General features: G+C 34.9%; 14 protein-coding genes and 1 riboswitch. Of the genes, 12 read left to right on the top strand and 2 right to left on the bottom strand.

Going from position 1 to position 13,839, the window contains the following annotated elements; all coding sequences use genetic code 11:
- Window positions 1-110: 110 nt before the first annotated feature.
- Both ACYFX0_RS00460 and ACYFX0_RS00455 read right to left on the bottom strand, forming a co-directional pair.
- Window positions 111-434, bottom strand: a complete 324-nt coding sequence (locus ACYFX0_RS00460; RefSeq protein ID WP_000528636.1) for a hypothetical protein — start codon at window positions 432-434, stop codon at window positions 111-113.
- Window positions 435-569: 135 nt separating this feature from the next.
- Window positions 570-962: a VOC family protein gene (locus ACYFX0_RS00455; protein WP_001145295.1), complete on the bottom strand. Its 393-nt coding sequence runs from the start codon at window positions 960-962 to the stop codon at window positions 570-572.
- A 111-nt stretch (window positions 963-1,073) separates the two neighbouring features.
- Here ACYFX0_RS00455 and ACYFX0_RS00450 point away from each other — a divergent pair, with 111 nt between their 5' ends.
- The 12 genes from ACYFX0_RS00450 to ACYFX0_RS00395 all read left to right on the top strand — a co-directional run bounded on the left by ACYFX0_RS00450 (window position 1,074) and on the right by ACYFX0_RS00395 (window position 13,827).
- Window positions 1,074-3,383: an AAA domain-containing protein gene (locus tag ACYFX0_RS00450; protein WP_247727449.1), complete on the top strand. Its 2,310-nt coding sequence runs from the start codon at window positions 1,074-1,076 to the stop codon at window positions 3,381-3,383.
- Between the two features lie 75 nt (window positions 3,384-3,458).
- Window positions 3,459-3,560: riboswitch (SAM riboswitch) on the top strand.
- Between the two features lie 88 nt (window positions 3,561-3,648).
- On the top strand, window positions 3,649-4,854 hold the full coding sequence (locus ACYFX0_RS00445; RefSeq protein ID WP_000501376.1) for a M20 family metallopeptidase: 1,206 nt from the start codon (window positions 3,649-3,651) through the stop codon (window positions 4,852-4,854).
- 351 nt (window positions 4,855-5,205) lie between these two features.
- Window positions 5,206-6,462 (top strand): MDR family MFS transporter, encoded by a 1,257-nt coding sequence (locus ACYFX0_RS00440; protein WP_247727448.1) that lies wholly within the window; start codon window positions 5,206-5,208, stop codon window positions 6,460-6,462.
- A gap of 168 nt (window positions 6,463-6,630) precedes the next feature.
- Entirely contained in the window at window positions 6,631-6,936 is a 306-nt protein-coding gene (gene arsR, locus ACYFX0_RS00435) for an arsenical resistance operon transcriptional regulator ArsR (protein WP_098901708.1), read from the top strand.
- Window positions 6,937-6,996: 60 nt separating this feature from the next.
- Window positions 6,997-7,434: an ArsI/CadI family heavy metal resistance metalloenzyme gene (locus ACYFX0_RS00430; RefSeq protein ID WP_460269646.1), complete on the top strand. Its 438-nt coding sequence runs from the start codon at window positions 6,997-6,999 to the stop codon at window positions 7,432-7,434.
- Window positions 7,435-7,452: 18 nt separating this feature from the next.
- Window positions 7,453-8,493, top strand: coding sequence for an ACR3 family arsenite efflux transporter (gene arsB, locus ACYFX0_RS00425; protein WP_042598263.1), 1,041 nt, complete (start codon window positions 7,453-7,455; stop codon window positions 8,491-8,493).
- Between the two features lie 24 nt (window positions 8,494-8,517).
- Window positions 8,518-8,922, top strand: coding sequence for an arsenate reductase (thioredoxin) (arsC, locus tag ACYFX0_RS00420; RefSeq protein WP_000428371.1), 405 nt, complete (start codon window positions 8,518-8,520; stop codon window positions 8,920-8,922).
- Between the two features lie 308 nt (window positions 8,923-9,230).
- The gene (locus ACYFX0_RS00415) at window positions 9,231-9,887 is read left to right on the top strand and encodes a uridine kinase family protein (RefSeq protein WP_000359529.1); all 657 of its coding nucleotides are present in this window, start codon (window positions 9,231-9,233) and stop codon (window positions 9,885-9,887) included.
- A 321-nt stretch (window positions 9,888-10,208) separates the two neighbouring features.
- A complete protein-coding gene (locus ACYFX0_RS00410; RefSeq protein ID WP_247727447.1) occupies window positions 10,209-11,192 on the top strand; it encodes a phosphotransferase in 984 nt (327 codons plus the stop codon).
- 54 nt (window positions 11,193-11,246) lie between these two features.
- The gene (locus tag ACYFX0_RS00405) at window positions 11,247-11,846 is read left to right on the top strand and encodes a DJ-1/PfpI family protein (RefSeq protein ID WP_247727446.1); all 600 of its coding nucleotides are present in this window, start codon (window positions 11,247-11,249) and stop codon (window positions 11,844-11,846) included.
- 368 nt (window positions 11,847-12,214) lie between these two features.
- Window positions 12,215-12,964 (top strand): metal ABC transporter ATP-binding protein, encoded by a 750-nt coding sequence (locus tag ACYFX0_RS00400; RefSeq protein ID WP_000503231.1) that lies wholly within the window; start codon window positions 12,215-12,217, stop codon window positions 12,962-12,964.
- The gene (locus ACYFX0_RS00395; RefSeq protein ID WP_000706183.1) at window positions 12,961-13,827 is read left to right on the top strand and encodes a metal ABC transporter permease; all 867 of its coding nucleotides are present in this window, start codon (window positions 12,961-12,963) and stop codon (window positions 13,825-13,827) included. Before ACYFX0_RS00400 ends, ACYFX0_RS00395 begins: the two co-directional genes overlap by 4 nt.
- The last annotated feature ends 12 nt before the right edge of the window (window positions 13,828-13,839 follow it).

Here is a 13,839-nt window from a genome sequence, read left to right as displayed (position 1 = left end):
TTGACATCCCCAGAGTAAAAATGTAAAAAATTATTGTTTAGGGGCAACATAAAACCTTAGTTTGATAACGATATGGCGCTACTCATAAAAAAGAAATAGGAGAGAATATCCTATTTCTTTTTATTAATATAATAAAATGTAATGAATAGATCCAAAGTAATGATAATAATTAGAAGTAACAAGTGTATAAGTGCATCAGTTTTTCCGTTTAGTAAAGACTTTACAAAGAAATCCCATTCTGTTTCATAGGGAGGTTCTACCCAATTTCGTTGCAGACCTAATACCATTCCATTTATAAAATAGACAATACTTAATAGAATCCTTCCAACAAATAAGGCAGCTGTTTTTATATTCCAATCCTTTATCTTGATTACATAAAGGATTGGAAATAGTATCAGTATCCAAAAAACAATAATAAAGACTGTATTTCCCATTCTCTCCTCCTAACAAAATGATTGTATTTTTAATCTTGGTAAATTCTTAGGTTGGAGGTATGTTTCATTGTTACTGGTTAAAAACAAGGACCGTAATTCCGGCTCCTTTTCTATCCCGCAAAATAAAGGTTTGCTTTATCTCTCCGTCTCAAAAAACTCAATCCACTCTCCATCAGGACCAGCGAAGAATATGTAACGTGTTCCATCTGGTAATGTTTCGACTTCTTCTCCTAGTAAAAAGGTTACTGTGTGTTTCTTTAGTCTTGTGATTTCTTCTTCTAATGAATCTACCTTAAAGCAAATGTGATGTACTTTTCCTTCTGCCGGAAGAGAAGAATTGTAGCCTTCAATTAATTCAAGTATCGTTTCCTTCGATTCTTCTACACCTAAAAAAGCGAGTTTTAAGTCTGGGTTTGGGTGTCCCATTCGCTTAATGAGCTGTAAGCCAACTACTTTTTCATAAAAAGTAATAGATGTTTCTAAGTTTGCAACCATAAGTCCTACGTGTTCAATTCTTCTAACTGGCATGTAGATTCCTTCTTTCTGAAAATTATATACAATATATTATTGAAAATTAAGAAAATAAGCAAGATAAAAACCTTACAAATTTAAGCGTGTTGTATGGTATAGTGAGAAAGTATGTTTGGGGAGAAGGAAGGAGATTATACGATGAATATACCTACTCAAACTCCTTCATTATCGGAAACGATGAAAGAGTGGCATTATGCATTAGCATATGAAATTAAACATTGGAAAACGATAGGTGGTAGTAAAATTTCTATCATGAACGGTCGTTTTTTATATACAGATTATGAGAATACAGTGTATGTATTTCAGCTTATTTCGGAAGTAAGTTTACCTGAAGGTTCACCAATTCGAATTGAGTTCGATGGTGAGGAAGCGACAGGAGAAGTATTATCTGTACATGGATTAGAAATAGAATTGAAATTAAATGATTATATACAAGGTGAAATAAGAGAAGCGGTTTTATACAGTGAACCGTGGCAACTTTTAGAGCAACTGCAAGAGCGATTGAAAGAAGCACGTAAAGATAAGCTAAAACGTAATCGTATAAAGCGTCTCGTTGATGGGACGAGCAGTCCGAAGCATATTGAGAAGATGAAAAATCCGAAAAATGAACTAGCATATCGTTCGTTTTACAATCCGACAACGTACGTATGGGGACCGCCTGGAACAGGGAAGTCGTACAATTTATCACGTATTATTTCGGCTCATTACCAAAAAGGAAAATCGGTACTTGTGTTAGCTCATAGTAATGCGGCAGTGGACGTATTAATGAGCGAAGTAACGAAACAAATTGAGAAGAAAAAGAAATGGACACCTGGCGAAATTGTTCGTTACGGTTATAGTCAACATGAACATATACGAAATCATGAAACATTACTTACGTCGAAGCTAGTTGAAACGACGAACGGATCTTGGGGAGAAGAAAGACTCTATTTAGAAGAAACACGACAAGATCTTCGTGAAAAGATTTTATCATATAAAGCGACTTCTGCTGATAAGAAGCGTATACAAGAGATTGAAAGTGATCTTCGAAAGCAAAAAGCGAAAATTAAAGAAGTAGAAAAAGAATATATTGAAAATGCGAAAGTAATTGGTGCAACTCTATCAAAATGTGCAATTGATGCGCTAATTTATGAGCGTACATTTGATTTAGTTGTCGTAGATGAAGTGAGTATGGCGTTCGTTCCGCAAATCGCATTAGCTGCTTCACTTGGAAAACGTATCGTTGTTTGTGGCGACTTTTTACAATTACCTCCAATTGCGATGGCGAACCATGAACTTGTTCGCAAATGGCTTGGGGAAGATATGTTTTACCATGCTGGGATTGTTGAGTCTGTTAATAAATCAGAAGCACATCCGAACCTATTTATGTTGCAGGAACAAAGACGTATGCATGCGGATATATCGAAGTTTACGAATTCGTTTATTTATAAAAATAGAGTATACGATCATCCGTCTGTTTCAGAGCGTAAAGAACTTGCGCAATTGCAGCCGTTCGCAAATGAAGCGAGTGTTTTATTTGATACGAGCAAAATGGGAGCTTTTTCGTTAAAAGATGCGGCTTCTGGTTCACGTTTTAACATTATGTCTGGTTTAGTAGCGATGCAAATGATGTTAATCGGATTGTTAGACGGTGTTCAGTCGATTGGTGTTGTGACACCTTACAGGGCGCAGTCACGCTTTTTATCAACGTGTATTAGAGAAATGTTGCAGAGAACGAAATATCAAAACATACCAGTTTTAGCGGCGACAGTTCATAAGTTCCAAGGTTCTGAAAGAGATATGATGATCTTTGATACGGTTGACAGTTATCCGCAAGAACGACCTGGCGTATTATTCTTTGATCACAAAAACCATCGCCTCGTCAATGTAGCAGTGACAAGAGCGAGAGGGAAGTTCATTCAATTATCAGATTGCCATTATATGCGTAAAAACCTTTCGAGAAAACAAGCGTTATCACAATTAACAGCTCATATAGAACGTCATGGAGATGTGTATGATCGCACGACATCAAGACAATTGTGGGAACGGAAAATTTCGAAACGTTTACGCTGGTTTATGGAAATGAATCTTGAAGAGCCGAAAGGGTTATTAAAAGATATTTTAGCCGCAAAACGAAAAATTATTATTTCACTTCCAAGTACAAAACAAGTGGATAAGCGAGTATGGCAAGCGTTAATGCGTACAAATGCACAGATAACAGTTTATAGTGATGGACCAGTTCCACTGAAAAATGTAAAGTTACAAAGACAAAATAAAGCATTCCCGTTTATCGTAATTGATGATGAAATCTTCTGGGCAGGCGCACCGCTTACATCTCAAATGATGTTTGAAGGTAGTACAGAATTTCCGTACGTATGTGCCAGACTGCAAGCGCCAGAAACAATTGGTGTATTAAAAGGATTTTTAGATATTCGGTAAATTCGGATAGGAATTCCTTGACTTTTATTTGGAATGAACTTAGAATGAATGTAATTTAATATAATTTTATGAAAATTCTTATCGCGAGAGGTGGAGGGACTGGCCCTATGATACCTCGGCAGCGGATTCGTTATGAATACTGTGCCAATTCCAGCAAGGTAACTTGAAAGATAAGAAAGAAGCTCATTTTGATTGTATATACAGAAGCCTCTTTCTATCTTTTAGAAAGAGGCTTTTTTACGTGAAAATAAAAGGAGGAAGAACAATGGGAGCGACAGGAGTAACGTCACAAAGAAAAACAATTGAAGAGAGTATCGAAAGAAATAAGGAAAAGTACATAGAAACAAGTCATGATATTCATGCGAATCCGGAGATTGGAAACCAAGAGTTTTACGCATCCAGAACGTTAAGCTTATTACTAGGTAGTGCAGGATTTCAGCTGCAACACAATATAGCTGGACATGAAACAGGTTTTATCGCGCGAAAAAGTTCAGGAAAACAAGGACCAGTCATTGCATTTTTAGCGGAGTATGACGCTTTACCAGGACTAGGTCATGCGTGTGGTCACAATTTAATTGGCACAATTAGCGTTGCAGCAGCAATCGCATTATCAGAAACGCTTGAAGAAATTGGCGGGGAAGTTGTCGTGTTTGGTACACCAGCAGAAGAAGGCGGGCCAAATGGTAGCGCGAAATCAAGTTATGTAAAGGCAGGTTTATTTAAAGACATTGATGCGGCGCTTATGATTCATCCGAGCGCAAAGACAGCGACAACGAGTCCTTCATTAGCAGTCGATCCACTTGATTTTCATTTTTACGGAAAAACAGCTCACGCTGCAGCCTCACCAGAAGAAGGGATTAATGCATTAGATGCGGTTATTCAGCTCTATAACAGTATTAACGCACTTCGCCAACAACTTCCGTCAGACGTGAAAATTCATGGCGTTATTACAGAAGGCGGAAAAGCACCTAACATTATTCCTGACTACGCCGCGGCAAGGTTCTTCATCCGCGCAGCAACGCGAAAAAGATGTGCAGAAGTAACAGAAAAAGTAAGAAACATTGCTGAGGGAGCAGCGTTAGCAACAGGTGCAAAAGTAAAAATTCATCAATTCCAAAATGAAATCGATGAATTACTCGTAACAAAAACATATAACGATATCGTAGCGGAAGAATTAGAACTATTAGGTGAAGAGGTAAATCGTAAAGAAAGAGTAGGGATCGGTTCAACCGACGCAGGAAACGTAAGTCAAGTCGTACCGACAATTCATCCGTACATTAAAATCGGACCAGATGACTTAATTGCACATACGAATGAATTTAGAGAAGCAGCACGTTCAGAACTTGGAGATAAAGCATTAATTACATCGGCAAAAGCATTAGCAAATACGGCGTATCGATTAATTACGGAAGAAGGGTTGTTAGAGAAGGTGAAGGAGGAGTTTAGAGAGGTGCAGAGGAATCAGGGGTAAGGCACTTTTTCGAATATAAATCTAATTCATATGCAGAAATAATAGAAAAGAACATTGAAAAAAATCAATGTTCTTTTCTATTTATGAATCATTTGTTTCTTCATTAATTTTGAGGATGAATTTCTTTATTGATATCTTGGATCTGGTCTAGTCTAGTTTAATAGTAACGGTGATCTGTGAGTTCGAATTGCATTAAAGGATAATAACTAGAGAATGTGTTGTAATTAAAATTTATATTTCTATATTAATTTGTAAAATAAATTCACTTTATGTTATTATATTTCCCTTGGACTGACAGTTTATAAAATGTATAGTGAATATTTGAAAAGTTAAAATAGGGGATGTATTACGTTGAAATGGTTATCTTGGGACAGAAATTTAAAAACTAGATTGATTGGCGAAACTATGTTCAATACATTGTTTTGGATGTATTTTCCGTTTATGGCAATATACTATAGCGATGCTTTTGGTAAAGCAATTGGCGGAATTTTAATGGCAATTATACCTCTTGTAGGCATAATAGGTAATTTGTTAGGTGGATATTTAGCTGATCGATTAGGGCGTCGACCTGTCATGCTATTAGGCACAATCATACAAGTAGCAATGTTTGCAGTTTTTGCTTTATCTCATTCACATTGGATTAATTATTTAGCCTATATCGGTATTGGAATTAGCGGGGCAATATACAGTCCAGCAAGTTCTGCAATGATAGCTGATATAGTGCCAGAAAAGGATAGAAGGGTGGTCTTTGCCACTTTTGTTACAGCAAATAATATTGGTGCTGTATTTGGACCAGTGTTAGGTTCATTTTTCTTCTTTCATTATCGAAGTGAATTGTTATGGACTTGTACAATTGTTACATTTATTTATTTTATAGCAATCTATTTCATAATTAGAGAAACGCTGCCCGAAGCTTCTAAAAATGATGGAGATAACAATCCAATATCAAAAATCTTTAAAGAACAATGGGATAATTATATGAAAATTTTTAGTGATAAAATTTTCTCTCTTTACATATTTGCGGGAGTTTTGATTATGATAGCTTTCATGCAGCTAGATCTTTATCTTGCATTATATGTAAAGGAATTTGTACCAACTCAATCTCTTTTCTCATGGAATATTGGTTCATTCTCTTTGAGTAATACTGAAATTTTCGGATGGATGATGGGGTTAAATGGCATTTTGTTTGTTTTATGTTCTTTACCTGTTGCAAAATATTTTGAGAATTGGAGCGACCGAAACGTTTTAATTGTCTCTAATATATTATTTGGAATGGGTATGTTTCTAATAGGGTTAACAACGAATATATGGCTACTATTTGGCTTTATGGCAATATTAACTATTGGGGAATTGATTCGTTCGCCAGTTGTACATAGTTTTGTCAGTAAATATGCACCTGAAAATTCTAGAGGACAGTATATGGCAGCATCTAATTTACAATTTACCATTGGGCGTTTTATTGCACCAATAATGATTGTATTTTCTACATGGCTATCTCCAATTGTTGTGTTCGGAATTATATTGCTTTGTACCCTTGTTAGTGCAGTTTTCTATGTGAAAGTATTTCGTATGATTTCAAATACAAACATGCATAATTCTACAAAATAGCCCTGTTATGCAGGGCATTTTGTAATTTAATAACTTAAAAGTTCTGTTAAGGGAAAGAAGAGAAGAATATATTAATCAAAAAAAATTGATTAATTAGTTGCATAAAGAGCTAAACTACATATATACTATAAATATCAAAAAAAATTGATGAAGGGAGAGTGAACTAAAATGGCACAAGATTTTCAGCTCTATGAGAAAAAATTTAAAGCGTTGGCGGATCAGAAACGTTTAGAAATTATGTATGAGCTTTGTCAGCGAGGTCAGACGTGTGTATGTGATTTAACTGAAGTTTTTGAAATGACGCAATCCAAGTTGTCCTATCATTTAAAAATCTTATTAGATGCAGGTTTAATTGTAAAAGACACAAAAGGTACGTGGAGTTATTATGATTTAAATGATGCGGAAGTAAATAATTTATTATCAGAAGAATTATGCTGTATCTTTAGAAAAACAGGCAAAGGTAGCTGCTGTTAAAATTTTATTCTATTAATCAAAAAAAATTGATTAACGACATATAAAGAGGAGGAATAAGGTATGAGATATGTTCACGTCGGTATAAACGTTACGAATTTAGAGAAATCTATTGAATTTTATGAAAAGGTATTTGGTGTATTACCAGTTAAAGTGAAATCAGATTATGCAAAATTTCTATTAGAGACGCCAGGACTTAATTTCACGCTAAACGTACGAGATGAAGTGAATGGAAATCAAGTAAATCACTTTGGTTTCCAAGTGGATACAGCTGAAGAAATTACATTACATAAAGAGCGATTAGAAAAAGAAGGTTTCTTTGCGCGTGATGAGATGGATACGACTTGTTGTTATGCATTGCAAGATAAGTTTTGGGTAACGGATCCCGATGGTAATGAGTGGGAGTTCTTTTATACAAAAGCTGATAGTGATGTTCACAAAATAGAAGATTCATCTTGTTGCATGACTTCAAATGAGGTAGCTAAAAATTCTTGTTGTTAATAGGAGATGGAAAATAAAATGAAACGTTTATCTTTTCTAGATCGATATTTAACACTATGGATTTTTCTAGCTATGGCAGTTGGAATTGGTTTAGGGTTTGTGTTTCCTAGTGTAGTAGATGGACTGAATACATTACAAGTTGGAACGACGTCTATTCCGCTTGCTGCTGGTTTAATTGTCATGATGTATCCACCATTAGCAAAGGTTCGTTACGAGGAAATGGGCCGAGTATTTAAAGATGTAAAAGTATTGGTTTTATCTTTAGTACAAAACTGGATTATCGGACCTGTACTTATGTTTGTTTTAGCAATTATTTTTCTTCCTGATAAGCCAGAATACATGGTCGGACTCATTATGATTGGTTTAGCACGTTGTATTGCAATGGTAATTGTTTGGAACGACCTTGCTGATGGGGATAAAGAGTATGCGGCAGGTTTAGTGGCTTTTAACTCAGTATTCCAAATGTTATTCTTCTCCGTTTATGCATACGTGTTTGTAACAGTCATTCCAGAATGGTTAGGAATTGAAGGTGCTATTGTCGATATTACAATGATAGAAGTAGCGAAATCCGTATTTATCTATTTGGGAATTCCTTTTATAGCAGGTATGTTGACACGCTTTGTACTCGTTAAGTTAAAAGGAAGACAGTGGTATGAAAAGGTGTTTATACCGAAAATTAGTCCACTTACATTACTTGCATTACTATTTACAATCATCATCATGTTCTCCTTAAAAGGGGAGATGATTGTTAGCGTGCCACTAGATGTGGTAAGAATAGCGATTCCGTTACTCATTTATTTTATTGTAATGTTTTTTGTATCTTTCTTTATGGGAAGGAAAATTGGTGCCAACTATCCGGTAACTACAACGTTAGCATTTACAGCAGGTAGTAATAACTTTGAGTTAGCAATTGCTGTAGCAGTTGGGGTGTTTGGTATTCATTCAGGCGCAGCATTTGCAGCTGTTATCGGACCGTTAGTGGAAGTACCTGTAATGATTGCACTTGTAAACGTCGCTTTTTGGTTTAAGCGTAAATATTTTAATAATCAACCAGTATAATTAAAAACAAAGGCGGAAAACAACATGGAAAATAAAAAGACAATTTATTTCTTATGCACAGGAAATTCATGCCGAAGCCAAATGGCAGAAGCATGGGGCAAACAATATGTAGGGGATAAGTGGAATGTATATTCTGCAGGTATTGAAGCACATGGAGTAAATCCAAATGCTATTAAAGCGATGAAAGAAGTTAATATTGACATAACGAATCAAACATCAGATATAATTGATGTAAATATTTTAAATAACGCTGATTTAGTTGTTACCCTTTGTAGTCATGCGGATTCGGTTTGTCCTTCGACACCTCCGCACGTAAATCGTGTTCACTGGGGATTTGATGACCCGGCAGGAAAAGGGTGGTCTGAATTTCAACGTGTTCGCGATGAAATTGGAAAACGTATAAAGAGATTTTCTGAAACAGGGGAGTAAATAAAGGAAAGAGTCAATCTTCTATTGTATGATTGGCTCTTTTTTTATTGTACATAGTTATGACTGCATTGGTTCGCATAAATTACCGAAAAGCAGAGGATATTCTGTTGGGTTTATAAAGTTAGAAATGTATTTAATCATGTAGGTGTTCATAAATAATAAAGTCATATAAAAGATAATAAAGTTGCTTAGAATTAGAGGTGGTATGATGAATAATCACACTATCTTTCCCTTTTTATGTATAATTAAATAAAGGGATTTTTGGATATTGAAATAAAGGGTAGTATATTAGCGCAAGGGGGATAATGATGGATAAGTTGTTACAAGAAATCATAAATTGGTTAAAGATGAGAGATGAACAAATTGTTATCGGTATTTCAGGACATGGTGCAGCTGGAAAAACAACGTTTACTAATAGACTCGTAAACCTACTAAATCAAAATGAAGTAAATTATATTAATACAGATCCTTACATTGTTAGTTCGGATATCCGTAAGCATGCAGTGATTCACTATACTTATCAAAATGAAAATCATCGTTATAAAATGACAGCTTGTCATCCAGCTGCGCACCATTTGGCAGCTTTAGAAAGAGATATTCATATGGTTAGAGCTGGGATAGATTTTTATACGATAGATACGCATTATATGAAAAGTAAGTTGATTTCTTCGGAAAATAAAGTAACGATTGTGGAAGGAATGAGCGCCGCATTTATTAATCCTGATTTATTTGATTTGAAAATTTATTTTTATACAGATGGCGAAACGGAACTAATAAGAAGATCAAGCCGGGATATAGCTGAAAGGGGAGCCGATATAAATTATTTAAGGCAGTCTCATGAAGAACGCCGGATTCAATATGAAGTATTTATGCATTCGTATAGTCAGCGTTTTGATATCATTATCAAAACCTCTGATGAAACAATATGTATAGAAAAAAATACATTTGAGTTTTATAAAGTTTAAATGAAAATCCTCAATTTGTTAATTGCATTATAACGGTTATTTTTTCTTATTTAGTACTTGTATTAAACAAATGTATTATTTAATCAATAATACATTCACTATGAAATAACTAGATTTTTAAAAAGATTTAGTAGCCTTCTTTCATCTACATAGATAGAAGGCTATTGTAATTTTGGCGACAAAATTACATAACTTTATTATTACTCCACAGTAGGATAGAATTCTTTATTTGAATACATTAGGTGTATCTTAAAAATCCTCACTTTAAAAGGTTTTTATTCGGAAGTACAAGAATGAATTTTTGCATGAAAGGGGAATAGGGTGAAACGTATAATAAGAAATGTAGTAATAAATTATTTTAAAGAAATTCATTCACTAATAGTGGAAGAAGAATTACATAAGAACAGTTGGCATACCGATCTACACTATAAAATTATCGTAAATGGAGATCGGTATTCCGCACGGTTTATCAATAGCGATCGAACAATCAATCCAGCTTTTGGGCCGTTATCAAATGAACAATTGAAAGAGCAAGTACGATTTACGTATTATTTACGAGAGCATGGAATCCCATTTATGCAGATTAAGGAGAATCAGGCGGGAGGGTCATTTACATTTGTTACTTGGAATGATGAACAGTACCGGTTTGTATTGTCTACTTGGATTGAAGGGGAGCATGTTACTCATTGTACAGAAACAATGGCAGAGATTTTTGGAAAGGAAGCAAGAAATATACATGATATTTCTAGTACATTTCAAAGCTCGACTTTTCAAAAGAAATCGCATTTAGATGGATATGGTGAGTTTATAAAGCTATTAGAAAATAAAGGTGGTACATGTAAGGAATTGCGGGGGTATATAGAGCTCGCTAAGTGTCATATAGAATGTGTATATACGAATGATTTGGAGTTTATTGTACAAACCGATTTAAATCCTTTGAATGTTTTATGGGGATCAAGTCAAAAGGTAAAAGGAATTGTGGATTTTGAATCTATTAGTTATGTTGACCGCGTTGAAGGGTTAGCCTTTTTAATAAAGTGGTATTCTCGAACAGAAGGAATACATTCGCATGAAGTATGTTCAAGTGTTGCTAGTTCATTTTTAGAAGGATATAAGGCTAATAATATTTTAACCTCAAACGATTATAAAAGACTGTCTTCATTATTATGGTTATCTGGTAGTTTGAATTGGAATTTTGTGAAGAAAACGCTAAATGTATTAGAAGATGCGGGGCAGCTAGAGGAACATTTTGAAGTTTATAGAGTGAGAGGAGAAAGACTATCTTCATTGTTAATTTGTAGATAACATTTATTGTCCTAATTTACGATTCAAAAAAGAAACTATATGGGGTGTCCGAAAATGAAAATACAAATTGTATTGTTTGATGGCTTCGGAGAACTTGTCTCTTTCGCGCCGTTTGAAGTACTGAAAAGAGCGATAGAAGAAGGAGCTCCATTTACGGTGGAATTCGTTTCAAGTGAACGAAAACAAGAAGTTACTACCTCGTTTGGAGTTACGGTTACACTACATGATTTTTTACGAATGGATAATCGCCCAGATTTGTTAATTGTACCTGGTGGTGGCTGGAATCATAAAGCAAAGCATGGGGCACGAAAACAAGCAGAGCTTGGTACTTTGACCGAAATGATTAAAGAGATGCACAAAGCAGGAACGATCGTTGCTGGAGTTTGTACAGGAGGTATGCTACTAGCAGCCTCCTGTATATTGAATGGTCGAAAGGCGACAATGCACTATTTGGCACAGGGTGAAATGAGTAAATATGGGGCAGAACTTCTTCATTACCGAATTGTAGATCAAGGCGATATTATTACTGCAAGAGGAGTTACTTCAGGAACTGATTTAGCTCTTTGGATTACGGAAAAGTTCGCAAGTTCTAAAATTGCAGCTGCTGTTGAATATAGAATGGAATATGAGAGGCGAGGTGTTGTTTGGAAGTAATTTAATTATATTTTTTGCTGCAGAGCGTATCAAATATTGTAAAAGAGAAAGAGCCAACTCATACGAGTAGGTTCTTTCATTTATATACTATATTGCTTATTTTTTCACAGTAATATCTTTTTCAAAAAATCATAAAATAGATAATATATTTTGTTCCACATTGATAATTATTTTCATTATATATTTATAAATTAGTAAAATTTAGTTTACAAATTTTCATATAGCTTATATAATTTGACTCATATAAAAAAGTTTCCTTAAGGAAACTTAAGTGCGGGTTTACATTCGCTTTATATTTTTTTGCTTAAAAGTTGCCTTTGCGCAAAATAATTATATACACGAAAAAAAGAAAGGGGAATGCATAAAAAATGGGTGAGGCTATAATTGTTAAAGATTTGTTTGTATCGTATCAAGGGAATCAAGTAGTTCAAAATGTCTCCTTCGATATTGAAAAAGGGAAGCTCGTTGGAATTATTGGTCCAAATGGAGCGGGGAAATCTACTTTAATGAAAGCTGTATTAGATTTAATCCCAAATGATAAGGGATATGTCCAAATTCTTGGAGAGGATATTCGAAGCGTTAGAAAGAGTGTTGCATATGTACCGCAAAGAAGTGATATAGATTGGGACTTTCCGATTACAGTTTTAGATGTCGTGCTAATTGGAACGTATCCATCTTTAGGTATGATGAAAAGACCGAAGAAAGAGCATCGGGATTGGGCGTTTGATTGCTTAAAAAAAGTCGGAATGGAAGAGTTTAAAAATCGCCAAATCGGTGAGTTGTCAGGTGGACAACAACAACGTGTCTTTTTGGCGAGAGCTTTAGCGCAAAAGGCGGAAATATTCTTCTTAGATGAGCCGTTTGTCGGAATTGATGTAACAAGTGAAGAGACAATCATTAAAATTCTTAGGGAACTACGTAAAGAAGGAAAAACGATTGTCGTTGTCCATCATGATTTAAGTAAAGCAGAATCGTATTTTGATAAATTACTATTAATGAATAAAAGCTTAATTCATTACGGAGAAGTACGCCAAGTATTAGAACCAACTGTTATGTCAAAAGCGTATGTGAATCAAGGAATATTGTTTAATAATGCAGCGGAGGTACATTCATCATGAAGATTGTAGAATTTATAGATGCATTAACGCAGTATAGTTTTCTGCAGAAGGCGTTATTAACTTCCGTTATGGTAGGAATTATCTGTGGTGTCATTGGATGTTTTATTATTTTACGAGGTATGGCATTAATGGGTGATGCCATTTCACATGCTGTTCTTCCAGGAGTAGCGCTTTCTTATATGATTGGAATGAACTATTTTATAGGAGCGGTTTTAACAGGTGTTATTACTGCAGTAGGAATCGGATTTGTAAGTCAAAATAGTCGTATTAAACATGATATGGCGATAGGAATTATGTTTACATCTGTTTTCGCTGTAGGGATTATTTTAATTACCTTTATGAAGAGTAGTTCTGATTTGTATCATATTTTATTCGGGAATGTCTTATCCGTTCGTTCTTCTGATATGTGGATGACACTGATTATTGGAGTGGTCATTATTGGTCTTGTAATGTTGTTTTACAAAGAATTACTCGTATCCACGTTTGATCCAACGATGGCGCAAAGCTATGGATTACCGAATAAATGGATTCATTATGGCTTAATGATTCTCCTTACAATGGTTACAGTAGCTTCACTTCAAACTGTTGGAATTATTCTAGTCGTTGCGATGCTTATTACACCAGCGGCTACAGCGTATTTATTAACAAACCGTTTATGGGTCATGATTTATTTAGCAGCAGGCATTGGTGCGCTTTCATCTGTAGTAGGGTTATATTTTAGTTTCTCTTATAATCTTGCTTCAGGTGCAACAATTGTTCTTGTCGCAACATTCTTGTTCGGATTGGCATTCTTTTTCTCACCGTCACAAGGTTTGTTTTGGAGAGCTATCAAAATTAGAAAAAATAGAGCAGAGTTGTCATAATTGATTGGAGGA

Source organism: Bacillus sp. NEAU-Y102 (assembly GCF_054788175.1).
The sequence above is the reverse complement of the archived record's forward strand: the minus strand, read 5'-3'. Positions and strand labels throughout refer to the sequence as shown.